Annotated in this window: 21 protein-coding genes and 2 tRNA genes; 10 read left to right on the forward strand and 13 right to left on the reverse strand. The window is 64.5% G+C overall.

Annotated features, from left to right (window positions below; translation table 11 throughout):
- The first annotated feature begins 43 nt into the window (after nucleotides 1-43).
- Nucleotides 44-838, forward strand: coding sequence for an enoyl-CoA hydratase/isomerase family protein (locus tag BH93_RS15915; RefSeq protein WP_080739047.1), 795 nt, complete (start codon nucleotides 44-46; stop codon nucleotides 836-838).
- A gap of 21 nt (nucleotides 839-859) precedes the next feature.
- Here BH93_RS15915 and BH93_RS15920 read toward each other — a convergent pair whose 3' ends face one another.
- Genes BH93_RS15920 through BH93_RS15930 form a run of 3 tightly spaced genes read right to left on the reverse strand, consistent with a single transcriptional unit; the run spans nucleotide 860 to nucleotide 3,234 of the window.
- Nucleotides 860-1,552 carry a uracil-DNA glycosylase gene (locus BH93_RS15920; RefSeq protein WP_032377017.1) on the reverse strand — a complete coding sequence of 231 codons (693 nt, stop codon included), beginning with the start codon at nucleotides 1,550-1,552 and terminating at the stop codon, nucleotides 860-862.
- The gene (locus BH93_RS15925; RefSeq protein WP_032377016.1) at nucleotides 1,549-2,073 is read right to left on the reverse strand and encodes a gamma carbonic anhydrase family protein; all 525 of its coding nucleotides are present in this window, start codon (nucleotides 2,071-2,073) and stop codon (nucleotides 1,549-1,551) included. The genes BH93_RS15920 and BH93_RS15925 overlap by 4 nt, the downstream gene beginning before the upstream one ends.
- Before the next feature lie 39 nt (nucleotides 2,074-2,112).
- Nucleotides 2,113-3,234, reverse strand: coding sequence for a thiamine-phosphate kinase (locus tag BH93_RS15930; RefSeq protein ID WP_442981232.1), 1,122 nt, complete (start codon nucleotides 3,232-3,234; stop codon nucleotides 2,113-2,115).
- Between the two features lie 58 nt (nucleotides 3,235-3,292).
- On the opposite strand from BH93_RS15930, the gene BH93_RS15935 reads away from it, so the two are divergent.
- Together BH93_RS15935 and BH93_RS15940 are read left to right on the forward strand one after the other, a co-directional pair.
- Nucleotides 3,293-3,541: an Lrp/AsnC ligand binding domain-containing protein gene (locus tag BH93_RS15935; RefSeq protein ID WP_032377015.1), complete on the forward strand. Its 249-nt coding sequence runs from the start codon at nucleotides 3,293-3,295 to the stop codon at nucleotides 3,539-3,541.
- Between the two features lie 3 nt (nucleotides 3,542-3,544).
- Complete coding sequence (locus tag BH93_RS15940; protein ID WP_037174043.1) at nucleotides 3,545-4,156, forward strand: DUF3515 domain-containing protein; 612 nt, start codon at nucleotides 3,545-3,547, stop codon at nucleotides 4,154-4,156.
- A gap of 9 nt (nucleotides 4,157-4,165) precedes the next feature.
- Here BH93_RS15940 and BH93_RS15945 read toward each other — a convergent pair whose 3' ends face one another.
- Together BH93_RS15945 and BH93_RS15950 are read right to left on the reverse strand one after the other, a co-directional pair.
- Nucleotides 4,166-5,272, reverse strand: a complete 1,107-nt coding sequence (locus tag BH93_RS15945) for a D-alanine--D-alanine ligase family protein (protein ID WP_037174044.1) — start codon at nucleotides 5,270-5,272, stop codon at nucleotides 4,166-4,168.
- A gap of 73 nt (nucleotides 5,273-5,345) precedes the next feature.
- Nucleotides 5,346-6,344 (reverse strand): NAD(P)H-dependent glycerol-3-phosphate dehydrogenase, encoded by a 999-nt coding sequence (locus BH93_RS15950; protein WP_037174045.1) that lies wholly within the window; start codon nucleotides 6,342-6,344, stop codon nucleotides 5,346-5,348.
- Between the two features lie 122 nt (nucleotides 6,345-6,466).
- Between BH93_RS15950 and cofC the strand changes: the two genes are divergently transcribed.
- The 3 genes from cofC to BH93_RS15965 all read left to right on the forward strand — a co-directional run bounded on the left by cofC (nucleotide 6,467) and on the right by BH93_RS15965 (nucleotide 10,450).
- Nucleotides 6,467-7,237, forward strand: coding sequence for a 2-phospho-L-lactate guanylyltransferase (gene cofC / locus BH93_RS15955; protein WP_080730462.1), 771 nt, complete (start codon nucleotides 6,467-6,469; stop codon nucleotides 7,235-7,237).
- 157 nt (nucleotides 7,238-7,394) lie between these two features.
- Nucleotides 7,395-9,515: an RNA degradosome polyphosphate kinase gene (locus BH93_RS15960; RefSeq protein WP_230594596.1), complete on the forward strand. Its 2,121-nt coding sequence runs from the start codon at nucleotides 7,395-7,397 to the stop codon at nucleotides 9,513-9,515.
- Nucleotides 9,515-10,450, forward strand: a complete 936-nt coding sequence (locus BH93_RS15965) for an NUDIX hydrolase (protein ID WP_032377010.1) — start codon at nucleotides 9,515-9,517, stop codon at nucleotides 10,448-10,450. Before BH93_RS15960 ends, BH93_RS15965 begins: the two co-directional genes overlap by 1 nt.
- A gap of 92 nt (nucleotides 10,451-10,542) precedes the next feature.
- On the opposite strand, the gene BH93_RS15970 is transcribed toward BH93_RS15965, so the two are convergent.
- The 3 genes from BH93_RS15970 to leuC form a co-directional block, all read right to left on the reverse strand.
- Complete coding sequence (locus tag BH93_RS15970) at nucleotides 10,543-11,229, reverse strand: HU family DNA-binding protein (RefSeq protein ID WP_032377009.1); 687 nt, start codon at nucleotides 11,227-11,229, stop codon at nucleotides 10,543-10,545.
- 150 nt (nucleotides 11,230-11,379) lie between these two features.
- Nucleotides 11,380-11,997 carry a 3-isopropylmalate dehydratase small subunit gene (gene leuD, locus BH93_RS15975; RefSeq protein WP_032377008.1) on the reverse strand — a complete coding sequence of 206 codons (618 nt, stop codon included), beginning with the start codon at nucleotides 11,995-11,997 and terminating at the stop codon, nucleotides 11,380-11,382.
- Between the two features lie 45 nt (nucleotides 11,998-12,042).
- The gene (leuC, locus tag BH93_RS15980) at nucleotides 12,043-13,467 is read right to left on the reverse strand and encodes a 3-isopropylmalate dehydratase large subunit (protein WP_037174047.1); all 1,425 of its coding nucleotides are present in this window, start codon (nucleotides 13,465-13,467) and stop codon (nucleotides 12,043-12,045) included.
- Between the two features lie 144 nt (nucleotides 13,468-13,611).
- Here leuC and BH93_RS15985 point away from each other — a divergent pair, with 144 nt between their 5' ends.
- A complete protein-coding gene (locus BH93_RS15985; RefSeq protein WP_032403157.1) occupies nucleotides 13,612-14,340 on the forward strand; it encodes an IclR family transcriptional regulator in 729 nt (242 codons plus the stop codon).
- A 116-nt stretch (nucleotides 14,341-14,456) separates the two neighbouring features.
- The gene (locus BH93_RS15990) at nucleotides 14,457-14,624 is read left to right on the forward strand and encodes a DUF5302 domain-containing protein (RefSeq protein WP_165430210.1); all 168 of its coding nucleotides are present in this window, start codon (nucleotides 14,457-14,459) and stop codon (nucleotides 14,622-14,624) included.
- 62 nt (nucleotides 14,625-14,686) lie between these two features.
- Here the strand turns inward: BH93_RS15990 and BH93_RS15995 are convergent.
- Together BH93_RS15995 and BH93_RS16000 are read right to left on the reverse strand one after the other, a co-directional pair.
- Nucleotides 14,687-14,759, reverse strand: a tRNA-Glu gene (locus BH93_RS15995).
- Nucleotides 14,760-14,849: 90 nt separating this feature from the next.
- A tRNA-Gln gene (locus tag BH93_RS16000) sits at nucleotides 14,850-14,921 on the reverse strand.
- Between the two features lie 245 nt (nucleotides 14,922-15,166).
- On the opposite strand from BH93_RS16000, the gene BH93_RS16005 reads away from it, so the two are divergent.
- Nucleotides 15,167-16,750, forward strand: a complete 1,584-nt coding sequence (locus tag BH93_RS16005) for a bifunctional 3'-5' exonuclease/DNA polymerase (RefSeq protein WP_037174048.1) — start codon at nucleotides 15,167-15,169, stop codon at nucleotides 16,748-16,750.
- Here the strand turns inward: BH93_RS16005 and BH93_RS16010 are convergent.
- Genes BH93_RS16010 through BH93_RS16020 form a run of 3 tightly spaced genes read right to left on the reverse strand, consistent with a single transcriptional unit; the run spans nucleotide 16,690 to nucleotide 20,015 of the window.
- Nucleotides 16,690-17,712 carry a YihY/virulence factor BrkB family protein gene (locus tag BH93_RS16010; protein WP_037174049.1) on the reverse strand — a complete coding sequence of 341 codons (1,023 nt, stop codon included), beginning with the start codon at nucleotides 17,710-17,712 and terminating at the stop codon, nucleotides 16,690-16,692. The genes BH93_RS16005 and BH93_RS16010 overlap by 61 nt on opposite strands.
- 46 nt (nucleotides 17,713-17,758) lie before the next feature.
- Nucleotides 17,759-19,234 carry a glutamate--tRNA ligase gene (gene gltX / locus BH93_RS16015; RefSeq protein WP_037174050.1) on the reverse strand — a complete coding sequence of 492 codons (1,476 nt, stop codon included), beginning with the start codon at nucleotides 19,232-19,234 and terminating at the stop codon, nucleotides 17,759-17,761.
- Nucleotides 19,235-19,241: 7 nt separating this feature from the next.
- The gene (locus BH93_RS16020; protein ID WP_037174053.1) at nucleotides 19,242-20,015 is read right to left on the reverse strand and encodes a fumarylacetoacetate hydrolase family protein; all 774 of its coding nucleotides are present in this window, start codon (nucleotides 20,013-20,015) and stop codon (nucleotides 19,242-19,244) included.
- A gap of 133 nt (nucleotides 20,016-20,148) precedes the next feature.
- Here BH93_RS16020 and BH93_RS16025 point away from each other — a divergent pair, with 133 nt between their 5' ends.
- Nucleotides 20,149-21,360 (forward strand): MFS transporter, encoded by a 1,212-nt coding sequence (locus tag BH93_RS16025; protein WP_037174055.1) that lies wholly within the window; start codon nucleotides 20,149-20,151, stop codon nucleotides 21,358-21,360.
- The last annotated feature ends 79 nt before the right edge of the window (nucleotides 21,361-21,439 follow it).

The following is a 21,439-nucleotide window of genomic DNA, read 5'->3' on the forward strand; positions in this document are numbered from 1 at the left end:
CCGGCCCCACGGCGGAACAGAAGAGTCGGTTAGAGTCCCGAACGTGACTTATTCGGACGCAGACATTTCCAGCAAGGTCGGCATCGAGGACGGTGTACTGCGCATCGTCGTCGCCACCGAGGCAGGCGGTGCCTCGCTCGACCTCGAAGGCATCGCCGACGGCACCTCGGCCCTCCGCTCCGTCAACGCCGGTACGACCGCAATCGGAAGCGTCCTGCTCATCGGACGGGGACCCAATTTCTGCGCCGGCGGCAATGTCCGCGATTTCGCCGGTGCGGCCGATCGCAGCGCCTTCGTCGGTTCCGTCGCAGACACGTTCCATGCTTTCGTTCGTGAACTCGCATCGGTCAGCGTCCCGATCGTCGCCGGGGTACACGGCTGGGCCGCCGGTGCAGGCATGAGCCTGGTGTGTCTCACCGATATCGCCATCGGCGGACCGTCCACCAAGCTGCGCCCCGCGTACCCCTCGATCGGATTCACTCCGGACGGAGGAATGTCGTGGACGCTGCCCCGCATCGTCGGTTCGGGCCGCGCGATGGACATTCTGCTGAACGACTCGATCATCAACGGCGAAGAGGCAGTTCGTCTCGGGATTCTCAGCCGACTGGTGGGCGACGACATCGTGGACAGCGAGGCCGAGCGCCTGGCTCGAACCCTCGCCAACGGGCCGACATCAGCGTACAAGGGAATCAAATCGTTGCTACAGGCGTCCGAATCCGCAACTCTGACAGAGCATTTGGATGCCGAAGCCGCATCGATTTCGGCGGCCGCATCCTCGCCGGCCGGACGAGAAGGCGTCGACGCGTTCGTGGAGAAGCGTCGTCCCGATTTCTCCTGATCCGATCACGGCAACGTCCGATCACGGCAACGTCCAGTCGATCGGCTCGTCTCCCCCCTCGACCAACAACTCGTTGACTCGACTGAAAGGCTTGGACCCGAAGAACCCGCGTGACGCGGACAGCGGTGACGGGTGCGCAGATTCGATGTACGGCACAGATCCGAGCATCGGCTTCAGAGTCGCAGCATCGCGTCCCCACAGAATCGCGACGAGACCCGGCGCGTCGGGATTCTCGGCTCGGGCGACGAGAGCCCGAATAGCCTGCTCCGTCACCGCTTCCCACCCCTTCTTTCGGTGCGATGCGGCCTGCGACGGTTCGACGGTGAGCACCCTGTTGAGCAGCATCACGCCACGGTCCGACCACGGTGTGAGATCACCGTTGCTGGGCGTGGGTAACCCCAGGTCGTCGGAGTACTCCTTGAAGATGTTGCTCAAGCTGCGCGGCACGGGCTTTACTTCCGGTGCGACGGAAAAGCTCAGTCCCACTGCATGTCCCGGTGTCGGATACGGATCCTGACCGACGATGAGGACCCGGACACGGTCGAAGGGATAGCGAAAAGCGCGCAGAACGTTCTCTCCTGCAGGCAGGTAGTGCCGACCGGCGGCAAGCTCTTCCCGCAGAAAGTTGCCCATCGCAGCAACATTCGACTCGACGGGAGCAAGGGCATCCGCCCACCCCGATTCGACGCTCTCGGCGAGCGGCCGGGGCGTCATCGGTCGATCCGGCGCAGCGCGTCGCGGTAGTACGCGGCATTGGCCGAGTACATCTGTACGTTGATGTCCACATGCCCCTCGGGGACCTGGTACCCCTCCCGGATCTTCGCGGGAACACCGAGCGCCATGGAACGTTCGGGAACGACGAACTTGAACGGCACCACTGCTCCCGCCCCGACGATCGAACCCGCCCCGATCTTCGAGCCGTTCAGCACCACCGAGCCCGAGGCGATGAGGCAGTTGTCTCCGATGACCGCACCTTCGACGTGCGCATTGTGCCCTAGTACGCATCCGGAGCCGATCACCGTCGCGTCGATCGGTGTGCAGTGCACCACGGTCCCGTCCTGGACGTTGGTCCCCGCGCCGATGGTGATGGTGCCGTAATCCGCCCGCAGAACTGCGGTGGGCCACACGGACGATCCGGCCGCGAGGGTCACCGCTCCGATCACGACCGCGTCGGGGTGGACGTAGGCGTCGGGATGAATGTCGGGTTCACGATCACCGAGTGCGTAGATAGCCATCTCAGCAACTTAGCCGACTCGATCGGACGTCGGCCGCGTTCACTCGCTCTCGAAGCTCGTCCACCCCGATCTACCCGAATGAACGCGTCCGTCGACAGTCACCCGATTCGCCCGATCGTCACCGACGTGCTCGACACGACCGATCACCGTCCATTCCGCCGGAACGGCACTGTGATCGCCGAAGGTTCCGACCAGAGCATGGTCCTCACCGCCCGTGAGTACCCAATCCAGCGCATCGACTCCCATTGTCGTTGCTGCCGAACGCAAGTCGGTCGGAATATCCAACAGCTCGGGATCGATGTTCATTCGGACGTTCGATGCATCGGCTATGTGGCCCAGATCGGACAGCAATCCATCGGAGACGTCGGTGAGTGACGTCGCGCCGGCCTCGGCGGCCCCGACCCCTGCACGGTACGGCGGGACGGGAACTCGGTGTGCGTCGAGCACAGCGTCGTGGCCCGTTCTGTCCGCGTCCGCAAGCAGTAGCGCCAGTCCGGCGGCCGACCAGCCCAGCCGACCAGCGTAAGCGATCAGGTCACCGACACGCGCGCCCGATCGCAGAACCGGCGCCCTGCCCTGAAGATCACCGAGGGCGGTGACCGAGATCACCAGCTCCGGTGACTGCACCACGTCGCCACCGACGATGGCCGATCCCGCGGCAACCGCCTCGAGCCACATGCCCTCGTTGAGGCCGTCGGTCACCCGCACCGGCGTATCGGCCGGGCATCCGAGAGAGACGAGAAATCCCGAGCACCGAGCACCCATCGCGGCGATGTCCGCGCCGTTCTGCGCGATCGCCTTGCGGCCGATCTGCACCGGACTGGACCAGTCCAGCCGAAAGTGCCTGCCGTGCACCAACATATCCGTCGATGCCGCGATTCTTCCGTCGGGCGCGGCGACGACGGCCGCGTCGTCACCGGGCCCGACGATGGTCGACGGAGGTTGCACGCGGTCTGCGACGGCGCGGGAGATCACCTCGAATTCGCCGAGCTGCGCGACGGTGGGTTCGGTGTCTGCGGCCGACTCGGTGCCGGGGTCGTCGATGATGTTCCTCCTCGAGAACGCGGTGCGTGCGCGACGGACTCGCGCGGAGCGCGTGGCCCGCCTGCGGTACCTTTCAGAGGCGGCCGGGACAGCACCGACGCTGCAGGTTACGTGCACAGAGAACGTAGTCGACCCAACTTACAGTCGAGAAGTCCGGCAGGGAAAGGGACCACCGATGGTGCAAGCATTCGTTCTCGTTCAGACCGAGGTGGGCCGCGCGAGGGCCGTCGCGCAGCAGATCGAGGCCGTCGACGGAGTGGTCTCCGCGGAGGCAGTCGTCGGGCCCTACGACGTCATCGTGCGCGCCGACGGTGCATCCGACGCCGAGGTCGCCGAGATCGTCTCCCGCATTCAGAAGGTGGACGCCATCACTCGGACTCTCACCTGTCCGGTCGCTCCGCAGCCGACCGCGTCGGTCGGATAGCTCGTGAGCTCGACCGACGCAGGCAACGACGCCCACGACGACAACACCGACGGCAAGACCGACACCGACGGCACCCGCGAACAACGACACCCCGCCGTGATCGCCACCGCGATCGCGTTGCCGGTTGCGCTGGTGGTCGGAGTTCTGGTCGCCGCCATTGCGGTGAACCGTTCGCCGGTCCACGATCCGGTCGCGTTGGGCCCGGTCGACTCCCCGGACGCCACGAGTGCGCAATGTGCGTCGTTGCTCGACTCCCTACCCGAGGATCTGGGCGACTACACCGCAGCCGAGCTGGCCGACCCTGCGCCGGCCGGGGTTCGCGCGTGGGTCTCGGCCGAGGAGAACGCCGAGCCGGTCGTGCTGCGCTGCGGCCTGACCCGCCCGGTCGGGTTCGATGTGGCTGCGCCGCTTCAGGTCATCGACGGCGTCCAATGGTTCGAAGTGTCCGGGGAGGACGACGGAATCGACGCCAGCACATGGTTCGTCGTCGATCGAGGTGTCTACATCGCCCTGACCATTCCGGGCGATTCCGGTCCGACGCCCCTGCAGGATGCGTCATCGGCGGTGTCGAACGCACTACCCCAGCAAGCCCTCGATCCGGCTCCGTTGCAGTAGCGGACGGAACTAGCGCAATCCCGTCCCGCGGGCGAGCGCGGTGTCGATCAGGGTGGTGATCAGCGTCGGGTAGTCGACCCCGGATTCCGCCCACATCTTGGGGTACATCGAGATGGAGGTGAATCCGGGCATCGTGTTGATCTCGTTGATGACAGGGCCGTCTTCGGTGACGAAGAAGTCCACTCGCGCCAGCCCCTGACAGTCCAGCGCCCGGAAGGCGGCAACGGCGAGTTCGCGGATGCGGTCGCTGGTCGCATCGTCGAGAGCAGCCGGGATGTCGAACTCGCTGACGTCGTCGAGGTATTTGGTGTCGAAGTCGTAGAACGCGTGATCGTCGACCTCCGCATCCGGAATGCGGATTTCGGCAATGGCGCTCGCGCGCACGGTTCCATCCGGAAATTCGAGGACCCCGCACTCGACCTCGCGGCCGTGGATCATTCCTTCGACGATCACTTTGGGGTCGTGTTCACGCGCGACGGCTATCGCGGCGTCCAATTGATCCCACTCGGTGATCCGGGAGATACCGATCGACGATCCGCCTCTGGCCGGTTTGACGAACGCGGGCAACCCGATCCGGTCCCGCTCGACCGCGGTGAGGTCGTCGGCACCGCGGCGAAGTACGACCTGGCGACCGATCGGAAGCCCTTCGGCACCGAGCAGCTTCTTGGTGAATTCCTTGTCCATTCCGGCCGCGCTGGCCAACACCCCTGGCCCGATGTAGGGGACGCCCGCCAACTCGAGCAGGCCCTGCAATGTTCCATCCTCGCCGTACGGCCCGTGCAGTACCGGGAACACCACGTCGACAGACGTGAAGACCGTTGCGCCGTCTCCCTCGCCGAGAGCGATCAGCGCACCGGCGTGGCCCGGGTCGGTACTGAGGGTCAGTGCCGCACCGGCCTTGTCCACGGTGGGCAGCACCCGGTCGTGAATCGTCAGTGCACCGGCATCGGAGGAGCCGAGAACCCAGGCACCGTCCGGGGTGATGCCCACCGGGACCACCTCGTACTTGGCCGGATCGAGATTCTGCAGCACGCTACCTGCCGATACACAGGACACGGCATGCTCGCTGCTGCGGCCACCGAAGACGACGGCGACTTTGATGCGGGGAGTACTCACGATGAGAAACCGTACCGTCGCTACCCGCTCGGCGCGGATTCGCCCTGTCGGTCGCGAGCGCGCGAACTCTGCCTCACTCGGGCTTGATACGTCGTCCCAACAGGTGACCGACCGCGTCCGGAACGGACATGCCCCCGTGACACACCCGGTGCACCGCATCGGTCAGCGGCATCTCCACGTCGTAGCTCTCGGCGAGCGCACGCACCGACGTGCAGGACTTCACGCCCTCGGCAACCTGTCCGTGCGCTGCTTCCTGCGCGCTTTCGAGAGAACCACCCGAACCGAGGCGCTCACCGAACGTGCGGTTGCGCGAGAGGGGCGAGGAACACGTGGCGACGAGGTCGCCTACGCCGGCCAGACCGGACAACGTCGACGGCTTGGCACCGAGTGCTACGCCGAGTCGGATGATCTCGGCCAAACCCCTGGTCATGATCGATGCGAGAGTGTTCTCTCCGTATCCGACGCCACTGGCCATCCCGCACGCGAGGGCGATGACGTTCTTGCAGGCTCCACCGATCTCGGCACCGATGACATCGGAGTTCGTGTACGGCCGGAAATAACCGGTGGCGCAGGACTTCTGGATCTCCAGGGCGCGCTGGGAGTCCGAGCATGCGATGACGGTCGCGGCAGGCTGTCCCTCGGCGATCGGGCGCGCAAGGTTGGGCCCGGACAGACACGCCACCCGACTCGGATCTGCTCCGGTGACCTGAGCGATCACCTGGCTCATGCGCATGAGCGTGCCGGTCTCGATTCCCTTGGCCAACGACAGCAGTGTCGCGTGCGGCGGGATCGAGTCGGTCCACTCCCCCAGGTTGGCCCGCAGACTCTGTGACGGCACGGCCAACACCACGATGTCGGCTCCGTCGAGAGCACGAGCGGGATCACTCGATGCGTGAATCGACAAGGGCAGCTCGATACCCGGAAGGTAGTCCTTGTTCTCGTGGTCGTCGGTGATGGATGCAGCGAGCTCGTCACGGCGGGCCCACATCGTGACGTCGGTCCCGGCATCGGCCAGTACTTTGGCGAAAGCCGTTCCCCACGACCCCGAACCCATCACCGCTGCTCTGCTCATGCCGCCAACCCCTCACCTGCTTGCCGATGCCCTCGTTCTTCGCGCGGCATCACCCTAACTCGCACACCGGCTCGGGCGGTCGGAGTCGGCACAGATCCGCGACGCTGGCAGGATCGAGCACCATGGGTGCACACCGATTCGACGACGGCGACCGAGTGGCCGCGTCGTCCGACCCTGCCCGCCGTGTTGTCGCGGTCCTCATCGCGGTGAAGGATCTTGCGGCGGCGAAGTCGCGGTTGGCGGCCGACTTCTCGGGTTCCGAGCGCACCAGTTTGGTGCTCGCGATGCTCAGCGACACCGTGGCCGCCGCAGACGCCGTATCGGTGGTGGATTCGGTCACGGTGGTCACCCCGGATCCCCTCGTCGCCGAGACCGCCCGCAGAATCGGCGCGCGAGTGTTCGACGAGCCGGTCGGCGATCCCGCACAGCCACCGGACGCACGTCTCAATCACGCGTTCGCGTCCGCGGCGGCCGTGTTGCGACGCGCAGAGGTCGTCGGCCGGCGACGAGGGCACGACGACGACGCCCGGATCGACATCATCGCGCTGCAAGCCGACCTACCGGCCATGCGTCCCGCCGAACTCGCTCAGGCATACTCTGTTGCGCCTCGCGGAGGCCGATCACTGGTGGTCGATCACCACGGCACCGGTACCGCCGCATTGATACTCAAGGACTCACCCGGCGAGCTCGCACCACTGTTCGGAGTTGATTCCGCACGCCGCCACGCGGAGTCCGGCGCACAGAAGCTCGACGGCATCTGGCCGGGTCTGCGGCTCGACGTCGACACTGCGGTGGACGTCCGCAGTGCACACCGGCTCGGGGTCGGGCCGGCAACGGCTGCCGTCCTGCGCTCGCTCGGTTGGAGTGACGACGCATCGGCGACAACTGCGTGACCGAGTTTCGCCCATCGGAGTTTCACCCACGCCGGGTATGAGGGATGATCGTCCGGTGAGCAGAGACGACGCGCAGCCGGCCAACGAAGATCCGTCGAGGGAGACCGGGGAAGGCACCGGTTCGGAGCCGGTCTGGAGCGCTCCGATCGCAGCGACGATGCCGAGCATCCCCTCCGCGCTACCGGCCGCCACACCGCAGTCGGTGGACATCACCACCGTGCTCCCCGAAAATCGCTATCTCAATCGGGAATTGAGCTGGCTCGACTTCAATTCACGTGTTCTCGCTCTGGCGGAGGACTCGTCGCTCCCCCTGCTGGAACGGGCAAAGTTTCTCGCGATCTACGCGTCGAACCTCGACGAGTTCTACATGGTTCGAGTGGCCGGTCTCAAACGTCGTGACGAAACCGGTCTTTCGGTTCGATCCGCCGACGGTATGACTCCGCGTGAACAGCTCGCGGTGATCGGCCAGCGCACCCAGGAGCTGGCGCTCAAACATGCGCGAGTACTGCTGGATTCGATTCTGCCGGAGCTCACCGCCGAAGGCATCGCGATCATCCGGTGGTCGGATCTGGACAGCGACGAACGTGCCCGGCTCTCGGAGTACTTCACCGAACAGGTCTTTCCAGTACTCACACCACTGGCCGTCGACCCCGCTCACCCGTTCCCCTACATCAGCGGCTTGAGCCTCAATCTCGCTGTGACGGTGAAGGATTACTCCACAACCGGTGAGCATTTCGCTCGCGTGAAGGTCCCCGACAACGTCGATCGCTTCGTGCGGGTCAAGCGCGGCGAAGGCTCGCACCGCATCGACGCGTTTCTGTCGATGGAAGAGTTGATCTCGGCGCACCTCGACGTACTCTTCCCCGGCATGCAGGTCGTCGAGTCTCACGCGTTCCGCATCACGCGCAACGCCGATTTCGAGGTCGAGGAAGACCGCGACGAGGATCTGCTGCAGGCGCTCGAGCGCGAGCTGGCCCGTAGGCGTTTCGGCTCACCGGTCCGCCTCGAGATCGCCGACGACATGACCGAGCACATGCTCGAATTGCTGCTGCGTGAACTCGATGTCGACCCCGGCGACGTCATCCAGGTACCCGGACTGCTCGATCTTTCGTGCCTGTGGCAGGTCTACAGCGTCGACCGTCCCAATCTGAAGGACGCACCCTTCGTTCCGGCGACCCACCCGGCGTTCGGCGAGCGCGAGACCCCCAAGAGCGTCTTCTCGACGCTGCGCGACGGCGATGTCCTGGTGCATCATCCGTACGATTCGTTCTCCACCAGCGTCCAACGCTTCATCGAGCAAGCAGCGGCCGACCCGCAGGTGCTCGCCATCAAGCAGACGTTGTATCGCACGTCGGGAGATTCCCCGATCGTCAATGCGCTCGTCGATGCAGCCGGTGCGGGCAAACAGGTGGTTGCACTGGTCGAGATCAAGGCACGTTTCGACGAGCAGGCCAACATCGAATGGGCGCGCAAGCTGGAAAAGGCAGGCGTGCACGTGGTGTACGGCCTCGTCGGCCTCAAGACGCACTGCAAGACCTGTCTCGTGGTGCGCCGAGAGGGGTCGGTCATTCGCCGGTACTGCCACATCGGAACCGGCAACTACAACCCCAAGACAGCGCGCATCTACGAGGACGTCGGTTTGTTCACGTCGTCCCCGGAGATCGGTGCCGACCTCACCGATCTGTTCAACTCGCTCACCGGCTACTCACGAAAGTCCAAGTACCGCAACCTACTCGTGGCACCGTACGGAGTGCGCCGCGGCATCGTCGAACGCATCGAGGCCGAGGTCGAACACCTCAAGCAGGGACGTGCGGCGGGGATTCGTCTCAAGGCGAACGCGTTGGTCGACGAGCAGGTCATCGATGCGCTCTACCGCGCGTCCATCGCAGGCGTTCCGGTCAAGGTGGTCGTTCGCGGTATCTGCGCGCTCAAGCCGGGAGTTCCAGGACTGTCGGAGAACATCGAGGTTCGCTCCATCCTGGGCAGGTTCCTCGAACACTCGCGAGTTCTGCATTTTCAGGGTGCCGACGAGTTCTGGATCGGCAGTGCGGACATGATGCACCGCAACCTCGATCGCCGAGTCGAGGTGATGGCTCAGGTGAAGGACACACGACTGGCGAACCAGCTGAGCGAGATCTTCGACTCCGCACTCGATCCCACCACGCGCTGCTGGGAGTTGGGACCGGACGGCGGCTGGGTCGCGTCACCGGCGCAGGGTGAGACAGTCCGTGAGCATCAGGTGGAGTTGATGCGTAGCCGGAGGAATCAGGCGTCCTGATGGGAACCTCCGATGGCTCCCCTCGCGCCAACATCTTTGCGGCCGGTTCTGTTCTGTGGCGACGATCTCCGCGCAGCGACGGTGCCGTCGAGATCGCGTTGGTACACAGGCAGAAGTACGACGACTGGTCGTTCCCCAAGGGAAAGCTCGATCCCGGTGAGACCGCTGTCGATGCGGCAGTCCGAGAAGTCAAGGAAGAGACCGGATTCGACTCGCGACTGGGGCGGTCACTGTCCTACGTCACATACCCGATCCCGGGCCACCGTCGGATGAAGAAGGTCCTCTACTGGGCGGCGGAGGCAACCGGCGGTGAGTTCGTCCCCAACGAAGAGGTGGACGAGGTGCGCTGGATAGCACCCGCGGACATCGGCCGCGAACTCTCGTATCCCATGGACCACAAGATTCTTCGCCGGTTCGTGGCCAAACCTGCCGACACCTCGACGGTCCTGTTGGTCCGTCACGGCAGCGCTGGCTCGCGATCGCGGTACAAGGGCAACGACGTCGATCGCCCGCTCGACAAGACCGGACGACGTCAGGCCGAGTCACTGGTCTCGCTGCTTCGGGCATTCGGGGCCGACGCGGTGTACGCGGCCGACCGTGCCCGGTGTGTTCAGACGGTCGCTCCGTTCGCAGAGTCGTTGGGTGCGGAGATCACCCCGGAGCACCTGCTGTCCGAGGAGGGGTATGCCGATGACCCCCGCAAGGGGCGTCATCGCGCTCGCGACATAGCCGAACTGCCCGGCACGCCCGTTGTCTGCAGCCAGGGCAAGGTGATCCCCGACCTGATGCGCTGGTGGGCCGAGAAGGACGGAATCACGTTGCCTGCCAACAGGAATCGAAAAGGCAGCGTGTGGGTGCTCTCGCGTCACGACGGCAGGCTCGTTGCGGCCGACCACATTGCCAGCCCCCTACCCACCCTCGTCTCCGGAGACTAGGGGACGCAACACGAACGACGGTAAGGCCCCCGACTCGATATTCGAGTCGGGGGCCTTACTTGCGTTCCTGCGAGATGCGAAGCCTGCAGGCTCTACTTCTTCGCTGCGCGCTTCGCGGGGGCCTTCTTGGCCGGAGCCTTCTTGGCCGGAGCCTTCTTGGCTACGGTCTTCTTGGCTGCCGTCTTGGCCGGAGCCTTCTTGGCGGGTGCGGCCGTCGTTGCAGCCTTGCGAGCAGTTGTCTTGGCCGGAGCCTTCTTTGCAACTGTCTTACGTGCGGTGGTCTTCGCGGGAGCTGCCTTCTTGGCTGCAGTCTTCGCGGGAGCTGCCTTCTTGGCGGCGGTCTTCGCGGGAGCTGCCTTCTTGGCTGCAGCGGTGGTTGCCTTGCGGGCGGTCGTCTTCACGGCTGCCTTCTTCGCAGCCGTCTTCTTTGCCGCCGCAGTCTTCTTGGCCGGAGCCGCTGCGGAACCGCGCTTGACGGCGGGTCCGGTGGCGGGCAACTTCTGTCCGCCTGCGATGACTGCCTTGAACTGCGCACCCGGACGGAACGCCGGAACGTTGGTCGGCTTGACGCGAACGGTCTCGCCGGTGCGGGGGTTGCGCGCGACACGCGCTGCGCGACGACGCTGCTCGAACACGCCGAAGCCTGTGATCGTGACACTCTCGCCGCGGTGCACTGCACGCACGATGGTGTCGACGATGTTCTCGACAGCCTCTGTGGCGCTCCGCCTGTCAGACCCCAACTTCTCGGTCAGGGCGTCGATCAGCTCTGCCTTGTTCATGGAATTTCCTCCGCTATATGGTGGCCCATCGTCGGACCGACTACTACAACGGTAAACCCCAAGTCGTCAAGAGTCTATGCGCCACGCCAATTTTCATTTTGGTGTCGCGGAATGATTCACGGCCGCATAGCGTGTCGGACCCCCACGCGGTCAGCTTTCGGTCGGGGTCTCGATCCGCGCTGGGAGCGTCAGGGGTTTGTATGAAGGCCTTGACTTTTCATACTCCGTAATGGCCTCTACCTGGCGTAATGTCAATCCGATGTCGTCCAGACCTTCCAGCAGACGCCACCGGGTGTAGTCGTCAATCGCGAAGCGCACCACCAAAGTTCCAGCCGTTACGGTCTTGTCGACGAGGTCGACAATTATTTCCAGACCGGGCTGTTCTTCTAAGGCTTTCCACAGCAATTCGACGTCCGACTGTTCCACTTCGGCCGCCAGCAGCCCGGCTTTGCCCGAGTTTCCACGGAAGATATCGGCGAATCGGGACGCGATCACAACCCTGAAACCGAAGTCCGACAGCGCCCAGACGGCATGTTCGCGTGACGATCCCGTACCGAAATCGGGCCCGGCTACGAGTACCGAGCCACGGTTGTACGGCTCGAGATTCAGGATGAAGTTCGGATCCGAGCGCCACGCGGCGAACAACCCGTCCTCGAATCCGGTGCGCGTCACCCGCTTGAGGTAGACCGCGGGGATTATCTGATCGGTGTCGACGTTGGACCGCCGAAGCGGAACTCCGATACCGGTGTGCCGGGTGAAAGCTTCCATCGAATTGTCTCCTATGGGTTCGATCGATCCGAGCGAGGACGCGTTCTACGCGAGATCCGCCGGAGAGGACAGGGTTCCGCGGATTGCGGTAGCAGCAGCAACCAGAGGCGAGACGAGATGAGTACGACCACCTTTGCCCTGCCTGCCCTCGAAATTGCGGTTCGAGGTCGACGCCGATCGCTCACCCGCCACCAGTTGGTCCGGGTTCATCCCGAGACACATGGAACATCCAGCCTGGCGCCATTCGGCCCCTGCGGCAGTGAAAATGTCGCCGAGGCCTTCCTCCTCCGCCTGCGCTCGTACCCGCATCGAGCCGGGTACCACCAACATTCGCACGCCCTCGGCAACTCGGTGTCCCTCCAGAACCGACGCAACGGCACGCAGATCCTCGATCCGGCCATTGGTGCAGGAACCGACGAACACGGTGTCGACGGCGATCTCACGGATCGGCGTGCCGGCTTCGAGACCCATGTACTGCAGGGCCTTCTGCGCCGACGACCGCTCGCCCTCGTCGGTCATCGACTCCGGATCGGGCACCGTACTTCCCAGCGGCGCACCCTGACCCGGATTCGTGCCCCACGTGACGAACGGCGTCAACGTATCGGCATCGATGTGGACCTCGTTGTCGAACACTGCATCCGGATCCGTCGCAAGCTGGTTCCACGACGCCACTGCTGCGTCCCAGTCGGCTCCCTGCGGTGCGTGCGGGCGACCCTTCAGGTATTCGTAGGTGATCTCGTCGGGTGCGATCATGCCTGCCCTCGCACCGGCCTCGATCGACATGTTGCAGATGGTCATTCGCGCTTCCATCGACAGCTTGCGGATGGCCTCACCGCGGTACTCGAGGACGTAACCCTGCCCGCCACCGGTACCGATCTTGGCAATGACAGCAAGAATCAGGTCCTTGCTCGTCACGCCGGGTGCCAGTTCACCGTCGACGGTGATCGCCATCGTCTTGAACGGGCGCAGAGAGAGAGTCTGCGTGGCCATCACGTGCTCGACCTCGCTGGTACCGATGCCCATGGCGATCGAGCCGAAGGCCCCGTGCGTCGACGTGTGACTGTCCCCGCACACGACGGTCATACCGGGCTGGGTAAGACCCAGCTGAGGTCCGATGATGTGCACGATGCCCTGATCGAGATCGCCCATCGGGTACAGCCGCACTCCGAATTCCTGGCAGTTTCGGCGAAGGGTGTCCACCTGGGTACGCGAGACGAGATCTGCGATGGGGGCGAAGATGTCGGCCGTGGGGACATTGTGGTCCTCGGTCGCGATCGTCAGATCGGGGCGGCGAAGCCCGCGGCCGGCCAACCGTAGACCGTCGAACGCCTGCGGACTGGTCACCTCGTGCACGAGGTGAAGATCGATGTAGATCAGATCGGGCTCACGAGCGCCGCCTTCTCCTCCGCCTCGGACCACCACGTGCTGGTCCCATACCTTCTCCGCCAAAGTCTTCGGTGTATCGGACATCGGTCTCGTCGACCTCGCCTTCCTGTCGTCGCGTCGGCGAACTTCGCTGGTTCACCTTGCGTCTCGTCTCGACATCATGCCTCTCGGCGCGCTGGAGATCTCACAGTTGTGCAATCTCAGCATTCGGGAGGCTAATATCGTTCTATGAGACAGCATAGCCTGGCCGGCCTCGTCGACAAATCGAGTGGCATCGGTGTACTCGACAAGGCAATGGCGGTGCTGCACGCAGTGGCCGAGAAGCCCTGCAATCTCGGCGATCTGTGCGCTCGCACCGCCCTCCCCCGCGCCACCGCTCACCGACTCGCGGTCGGCCTGGAGACCCACCGACTGCTCGTTCGAGATGCCGACGGCCTGTGGCACACCGGGCCGGGCCTGGGAGAACTCGCAGCGAGCGCGTCCGACGCATTGCTCGACGCCGCCGCCTCCGTGCTCCCACGCCTGCGCGAAATCACCGGTGAAAGTGTGCAGATCTATCGGCGGGAAGGAACGGTACGTGTCTGCGTGGCGTCCATGGAGCCCCCGACAGGCCTTCGAGACACAGTGCTCGTCGGCGCGCGACTGCCGATGACAGCCGGTTCCGGTGCCAAAGTTCTACTGGCATGGGCAGACTCGCACACTCAAAGAACCGTTCTGCCCGATGCAGAATTCGGCGAGCGCGTCCTCATCGAGGTACGACGCCGCGGCTGGGCGCAGAGCGCGGGCGAGCGCGAACCAGGCGTCGCCAGCGTGGCGGCGCCGGTTCGCGACGGCAACGACACTGTGGTGGCGGCGATCTCGGTATCGGGACCCATCGATCGAATCGGACGCAAGCCCGGTGCGCGCTGGGCCGCGGATCTTCTCGCAGCAGCCGACGCGCTGCACAAGCGTCTGTGACCGATGCTCTCCGGCCACGGTCGGACAGCCGAAAATCGGCTGAGCCCGCGGCGAGAATGGAGTACCTTCGTCTCGAGCGGCCCCACCGGCCGGTCGTCTACTGCGAGGAGTCACCCATGCCCGAATCCGGCAGTGAAGAATTGAAGAAGAAGTTCCGCGAGGTTCTGGAGCAGAAGAACAGCAAGGCCCACAATTCCGTCGAGCACAAAGACGGTGGACCGAAGGTCAACAGCACCCACGGACCGGCCGACCATCAGAAGATGTTCCGTCGCAAGAGCGTGTGAAGCATCCGGCCCGAAACGACAACACCCTCTCGATCCGAGGATCGAGAGGGTGTTGTCAGTTGTAGCCCCGACGGGATTCGAACCCGCGCTACCGCCTTGAGAGGGCGGCGTCCTAGGCCGCTAGACGACGGGGCCAGGAACTTCACCTGCATTGTTTCGAGCTTGTAAGTGCCGAGTCAGCTTAACTGCCTCGGCACCGGCGACAAAATCGCCGCTACCTGCTCGCTGGGGTACCAGGACTCGAACCTAGAATGGCGGTACCAGAAACCGCTGTGTTGCCAATTACACCATACCCCAATGGACTTGAATCGAACTGCTCACCGACATCGGTGTGCACTGCGTTTCGAGCCGGGATAGAGACTATCAAAGGTGCATACCCATTCTCCAAATCGGCTGCTCAGAGCCTCCAAAACGACGCTGTGGACGCGCTCCGACAGCGCTCGACCGGCGTCTGTCACCGATGCACGAGCCCGCACTGCCCCTCGGGTCGCACGTACAGCAGACTTGATCTTCGTGACCGCTCGCACACACCGCACAATCCGATGAAGGTCGTGCTCGTACCTCGCGGCGAGCAGGCGGTACTGACGTATCTCGACGACGACTGTGCGATCCGAGGCGTACCCACCGTGGTCGAGGATCCGGCCGCAGCAGTTGCCGATCTCGAGGCGTCCGAACGGCCCAGATGGGTATGGGAGGACACCAGCCGGATCTACCCTCGTCTCCTCGAACGTGGGATACGCGTGCGCCGTTGCCACGATCTCGCTCTGGTCGGCGCGATTCTGGCGATGCGAACCGGCTCCGCAGCTGTCCCATCCGCACCCGCAGACCTGCGACCGGGACTGTTCGACGCGGATCCGCACTCCGACCCCGCAGAAGTGGTCACCGAGTACCAGCGTCAGTTCGAGCACATCGGTGCCGACCGCGCACTGCACCTACTGGCGGCAGCGGAATCGGCCGGGGGTCTGGCCGCTGCGGAGATGACCCACAGCGGATTGCCGTTCTCGGCAGCGGCGCACCGGCGTCATCTCGAGTCGATGCTCGGGGCCCGTCCGGTCGATGGTTCCCTCCCTCCGTCTCTGGTTCGGCTCGAAAGCGAGATCTCGTCGGCGTTCGGTCGACGCGTCAATCCTTCGTCGCCGGTGGAGGTGGTGGCCGCGTTCGCACGCTCCGGAATCGAACTGACATCGACTCGCGCACACGTCATCCGCGAGATCGATCACCCTGCCGTCCCTCTGCTGTTGCGCCATCGCGATCTCTCGAAATTGCACAGTACGAATGGGTGGACTTGGCTGGACTCGTGGGTGCGGGGCGATCGGTTCCGGCCGGTCTACGTTCCCGGTGCCGTGGTCTCGGGCCGGTGGGCAAGCCGCGGCGGGGGCGGTCTACAGATTCCGAAACCGTTGCGAGCCAGCGTGATCGCCGATCCCGGACATACGTTCGTCGCCGCCGACGCCGGACAACTCGAACCCCGCATTCTCGCGGCGATGTCCGGCGACCCACGCATGGTTGCCGCTGCCGGTACCGCTGATCTGTACGCACCTGTGGCAGCAGAGTCGTTCGAGGGCGATCGAGGCAAGGCCAAGGTCGCCGTTCTCGGAGTTCTGTACGGCGCGACGTCGGGTGAGGCTCGCGGTCTGCTGACGAGACTGCGGGCCAGGTTCCCCGGTGCGGTGGGACTCGTCGAAGAGGCCGCCCGCGCCGGCGAGCGGGGTGAGGTCGTCCGTTCGTGGCTGGGTCGGGCCTGCCCACCGCCCTCGGCGCAGTGGTGGGCCAGTGGTGACGCTCACGCACGTGGACGATTCACCCGTAACTTCGTGGTACAGGCCACCGCTGCGGAATGGGCGTTGTGCTTGTTGGCCGATCTGCGCGGACGATTGCGGGACGAGATCGGAGCCGGGAGTGGCGAGTTGGTGTTCTTTCAGCACGACGAAGTGGTGGTGCACTGCCCGACGGTCGATGCAGACACGGTGTCGGAAGCCGTTGCAGCGGCGGCATTGTCGGCTACTCGGTTGATGTTCGGCGATACGGCCGTGCGGTTTCCGATGGAGACGAGAATCGACCGCTTCTACGGCGTTTCGGCTTCCGATTCGGAGTCGGAGTCGGAGTCGGAGTCGGAGTCCGACTGAGCACTCGGTGGGTCCTCGAACGTCACCTCGATTTCCTCGAATGCTGTGCTGCGCTGCGCTTCTGCCTGTCCGGTGTAGGTGAGCTTGTCACCCTCGGTCAGTTCCACGTCGTCGGTGAAGGGTGCCAGAAGGGCTCGCGGGAAGAGTCGATCGACACGAACGACGTTGATCTCGATGCACATCACCACGGACAACGAGGTGACGTACAGAAACGCGAGGAGTCCGAGCACCACGGCGAACACTCCGTTGGTGACGGTCGCATTGCTCACCACGTACTTGACGTAGACGCTGCCGAAGCTCTGCAGCAGTTGCCAGATGATGCCCGCCGCGACGGCACCCGGCAGGACGTCTCGGATGGACAGGGGCCTGGCGGTCGCCAAGCGGAAGGCAACGACGAACACCGCGACGTACAGGAGGGTGGCCACGGTGAAAACGATCGGGCCGGCCTCGGGACCGAAATATCCTGCGGCACTGAGCACATTGACAGCCGTGATCGTGAGGGTCGCGATCCCGACAGTACCGAGCAGGCCCAACCCGCGCACGCGGGCGCGGATCGGATCGGGGCGCACGTTCTTGGGCACGGCCCACGCGGTGTTGGTCGCGTTCTGTAATGCCACCGACACACCGAGCCCGCCGTAGAGGGATCCGAGTCCACCGACGACCAAACCCACGACACCGCCGCTGATTCGATCCGGCTGCCCGAGTTCGTCACCGATCACCGGAATCTGCCCCAGCGCCGAGTCGAGGATCTGTTGTTGCAGTTCGGGGCTACCGACCAACACGATGCCCAGAACCGTGGAGAACAACAGGAGCGCGGGAAACAGCGAGACGAAGGCGTAGTAGGTGATCAGGGCGGCAAGATACCCGCCCTGATCGTCGACGAACTTGTACACCACCGCAATGGGATATCCGAGAACCGGCCGCCTGCGCTGCAGTCGGTCGAGTCGATCGGCGACACTCATGTGTCGAAATCTCCGACCGAGCGTGACGGCCCGCGACGAACCGCCGTCACGCGATACGAGTGCGTGCAGCAGCCAGACGAGCGAGGGTCCTCTCGCGGCCGAGCAGTTCCATGGACTCGTAGAGCGGCGGGCTGATGTGCGACCCTGTCACTCCCACTCGAACCGGAGCAAAGGCCTTGCGCGGCTTGAGCTCCAGCTTCTCGATCAACGCGTCCTTGAGAGTCGCTTCCAGGTCCGCCGTGGTCCAGGTCTGCAACGCCGTCAGTGCCTCGACAGTGGCGTCGAGAACGGGTGCGGCATCGGGGCCGAGGTTCTTGGCTGCAGCAGCGGGATCGATCTCGAAGTCCGCCTCGTCGACGAACAAGAATTTCAGCAGTCCCCAGGCGTCCGACAGCACGACGATGCGGGTCTGCACCAGATCGGCCGCGACGGCGAAGATCTTTTCGTCGACCGGCTCGGTGAGATAGCCTCGAGCGACGAGGTATTCGCGCAAGCGCGCCGCGAAATCGTCCGCTGCCAGCATCCTGATGTGCTCGGCGTTGATCGCGTCGGCCTTCTTCTGATCGAAGCGCGCCGGGTTGGAATTGACCGACGAGATCTCGAACGCCTCCACCATCTCGTCGAGCGAGAACACATCGTGGTCGTCCGAGATGCCCCACCCGAGAAGGGCGAGGTAGTTCAGCAACCCCTCGGGGATGAATCCCCGATCGCGGTGGATGAAGAGATCGGCTTCGGGATCACGCTTGGACAGCTTCTTGTTGCCCTGGCCCATCACGAACGGCAGATGCCCGAACTCCGGGGTCCGATCGGCCACGCCGATTCGGATCAGCGCCTCGTAGAGGGCGAGCTGACGAGGGGTCGACGACAGCAGGTCTTCGCCACGCAGCACATGGGTGATCTTCATCAGTGCGTCGTCGACGGGATTGACCAACGTGTACAGCGGAACTCCGTTACCGCGGGTCAACGCGAAGTCCGGTACGGTTCCCGCCTTGAACGTGGTCTCCCCGCGTACGAGGTCGTTCCAGGTCAGATCGTGATCGGGCATACGCAGCCGTACGACGGCTCCACGCCCCTCGTCCAGAAAGCCCTGCCGCTGTTCCGGAGTCAGATCGCGGTCGAAGTTGTCGTAGCCGAGCTTGGGGTCGCGCCCGGCGGCCTTGTGGCGAGCTTCGACTTCCTCGGGCGTGGAAAACGATTCGTAGGCTTCACCGGCGTCGAGCAACTGTCGAACGACGGCCGTGTGCTGCTCTCGACGCAAAGACTGACGGTAGGGCTCGTACGGACCGCCCACCTCGGGACCCTCGTCCCAGTCGAGACCGAGCCAGCGCAATGCGTCGAGCAGGGCGGCGTAGGACTCCTCGGAGTCGCGTGCGGCGTCCGTGTCCTCGATGCGAAAGACGAAAGTTCCACCGTGATGCCTCGCGAACGCCCAGTTGAACAGCGCTGTTCGGATGAGTCCGACGTGCGGGGTACCGGTGGGAGACGGGCAGAATCGAACGCGTACGGCTGCTGGAGTGGTCATCGTTGCCCTACTTCTTCGCTGCGACGGGATTGGTCAGGGTACCGATTCCCTCGACGGTGATCGACACACTGTCACCGTCGACGATGGGTCCCACTCCCTCGGGGGTTCCAGTGAGGATCACGTCGCCGGGGAGCAGCGTCATCACCGCGGACACCCACTCGATGATCTTCGGAATGTCGTGCAGCAGAAGCGAAGTGCGGCTCCGCTGCTTGACGACACCGTCGACCTCGGTCTTGATCTCCAGATCGGAGGGATCGAGCGAGGTCTCGATCCACGGCCCCAGTGGGCAGAAGGTGTCGTGCCCCTTGGCACGAGTCCACTGCCCATCGTTCTTCTGGTGGTCGCGGGCCGAGACGTCGTTGGCGACGGTGTATCCGAGCACCACCTCGTACGCCTTCGACGCCGGAACGTCCTTGCAGGGACGACCGATCACGATGGCCAGTTCACCCTCGTAATGCACCTCGCTCGACGACGACGGCAGCACGATGGCCGCACCCGGGCCGACGATGGAGGTGTTCGGCTTGATGAAGATCACGGGGTCCTTCGGTGCCTCACCGCCCATCTCGGCCGCGTGAGCGGCGTAGTTCTTGCCGATGGCGATGACCTTGCTGGCGAGGATGGGAGCGAGCAGTCGTACGTCGGCAAGCGGCCACGACCGACCCGTGAACGTGGGTGTGCCGAAAGGATGTTCGGCAATTTCCTTCGCAGTCTGCGAGTCACCCTCACCTTCGATACTCACGAATGCCACACCATCAGGACTTGCAATTCGACCGAGACGCATGCCCGAAGTCTATCGACCGTCGTTCTCCACACGTCGACGCCGTCCGATCCGTTGATCCTTCGCCGGTGTAATGTTCCGAATAAGTTCCATATTTCAAGACTGAATGTTCACATAGTGAGATCGCGAGGACGGAATGGACGCCACGAAGCAGTTGTCCGGTATCGGCGAGGCACGACGGTGGTTCATGCTCGTACTCGGAATGCTTGCGCAGACTGCAGGTGCCGTCTTCATCAACGGTGCTGCATTTCTCATTCCCGCTCTGCACGACGACCGAGGGCTCGGCCTTGCCACGGCAGGATTCGTCGTTGCGATGCCCACCGTCGGCATCATGTTGACCCTCATCGCATGGGGCGTGCTCGTCGACCGGATCGGCGAGCGTCTCGTCCTGGTGATCGGGCTCGGGCTCACGGCCGCCGCGAGTGTCGCTGCAGTGGTCAGCACCTCCATTCCGGTGCTGGCCGTTCTTCTGCTGATCGGCGGTATGGCAGCCGCCAGTGCGAACAGCGCGAGCGGACGAGTCGTGGTGGGATGGTTCCCGCCGCATCGCCGTGGATTGGCGATGGGTATCAGGCAGATGTCGGTACCGCTGGGCGTGGCCGTTGCGGCACTGACCATCCCACCCATCGCCCGGGACCACGGCGTCGGAGCGGCTTTGCTCGTACCCGCCGCCGTGTGCGCAACAGCCGCACTCCTGTGTCTCGCTGTCGTCGACCCCCCGCGTCCCAATCGCACCGATGCGGCGGAGCAGGGTTTGCTCGACAATCCGTACCGAGGCAGCAGGCAACTGTGGCGCATTCACGCCACGTCGATCCTGTTGGTGGTCCCGCAGTACGTGGTCTGGACGTACGCGCTCGTCTGGCTGATGACCGACCGAGGATGGACGGCGGCGGCGGCGGGCGTTCTCGTCACGGTCACGCAGATTCTCGGCGCACTGGGCCGGATGAGCGTCGGCGCACTGTCCGATCGGGTCGGCAGCCGCATGCGGCCCCTACGGTGGGTCGCGGTGACTGCCGCCGTCAGCATGCTCGGACTCGGAGTGGCCGACTGGTTCGACTCCCCCGTCGCGATCGTGCTGCTCGTCGTCGCGTCCGTAGCCACCGTTGCCCCGAACGGTCTTGCCTTCACCGCAGTCGCCGAGATATCTGGACCGTATTGGAGCGGCCGCGCCCTCGGCGTGCAGAACACGAGTCAATACGTGTTCGCGTCGGCCGTGCCGCCGGTGTTCGGGGCACTTGCGGCGGTCAGCTTTCCCATCGCATTCCTGGTGTCGGCGATCTTCCCCGCACTCTCCGTGCCGATCGTCCCCGACGATCCACGTCCCGAGATTCCCGACAGCGCGGGCTGATCCAGCACGGCGGGGATATCCGGAAACACGACATGCCACGGTGGGCAGTCGGCCTACCGTGGCATGTCGTGTCGATCGA

It is taken from the genome of Rhodococcoides fascians A25f (genome assembly GCF_000760935.2).
Taxonomy (GTDB): Bacteria; Actinomycetota; Actinomycetes; order Mycobacteriales; family Mycobacteriaceae; genus Rhodococcoides.

Bases quoted from the DNA above. Each gene is read 5' to 3' on its own strand.
- BH93_RS15920 (WP_032377017.1), bottom strand. From the start codon at position 1,552: ATGACGCCCCGGCCGCTCGCCGAGAGCGTCGAATCGGGGTGGGCGGAT.
- BH93_RS15925 (WP_032377016.1), bottom strand. From the start codon at position 2,073: ATGGCTATCTACGCACTCGGTGATCGTGAACCCGACATTCATCCCGAC.
- BH93_RS15935 (WP_032377015.1), top strand. From the start codon at position 3,293: ATGGTGCAAGCATTCGTTCTCGTTCAGACCGAGGTGGGCCGCGCGAGG.
- BH93_RS15950 (WP_037174045.1), bottom strand. From the start codon at position 6,344: ATGAGCAGAGCAGCGGTGATGGGTTCGGGGTCGTGGGGAACGGCTTTC.
- cofC (WP_080730462.1), top strand. From the start codon at position 6,467: ATGGGTGCACACCGATTCGACGACGGCGACCGAGTGGCCGCGTCGTCC.
- BH93_RS15960 (WP_230594596.1), top strand. From the start codon at position 7,395: ATGCCGAGCATCCCCTCCGCGCTACCGGCCGCCACACCGCAGTCGGTG.
- BH93_RS15965 (WP_032377010.1), top strand. From the start codon at position 9,515: ATGGGAACCTCCGATGGCTCCCCTCGCGCCAACATCTTTGCGGCCGGT.
- BH93_RS15970 (WP_032377009.1), bottom strand. From the start codon at position 11,229: ATGAACAAGGCAGAGCTGATCGACGCCCTGACCGAGAAGTTGGGGTCT.
- leuD (WP_032377008.1), bottom strand. From the start codon at position 11,997: ATGGAAGCTTTCACCCGGCACACCGGTATCGGAGTTCCGCTTCGGCGG.
- leuC (WP_037174047.1), bottom strand. From the start codon at position 13,467: ATGTCCGATACACCGAAGACTTTGGCGGAGAAGGTATGGGACCAGCAC.
- BH93_RS15985 (WP_032403157.1), top strand. From the start codon at position 13,612: ATGAGACAGCATAGCCTGGCCGGCCTCGTCGACAAATCGAGTGGCATC.
- BH93_RS15990 (WP_165430210.1), top strand. From the start codon at position 14,457: ATGCCCGAATCCGGCAGTGAAGAATTGAAGAAGAAGTTCCGCGAGGTT.
- BH93_RS16005 (WP_037174048.1), top strand. From the start codon at position 15,167: ATGAAGGTCGTGCTCGTACCTCGCGGCGAGCAGGCGGTACTGACGTAT.
- BH93_RS16010 (WP_037174049.1), bottom strand. From the start codon at position 17,712: ATGAGTGTCGCCGATCGACTCGACCGACTGCAGCGCAGGCGGCCGGTT.
- gltX (WP_037174050.1), bottom strand. From the start codon at position 19,234: ATGACCACTCCAGCAGCCGTACGCGTTCGATTCTGCCCGTCTCCCACC.
- BH93_RS16020 (WP_037174053.1), bottom strand. From the start codon at position 20,015: ATGCGTCTCGGTCGAATTGCAAGTCCTGATGGTGTGGCATTCGTGAGT.
- BH93_RS16025 (WP_037174055.1), top strand. From the start codon at position 20,149: ATGGACGCCACGAAGCAGTTGTCCGGTATCGGCGAGGCACGACGGTGG.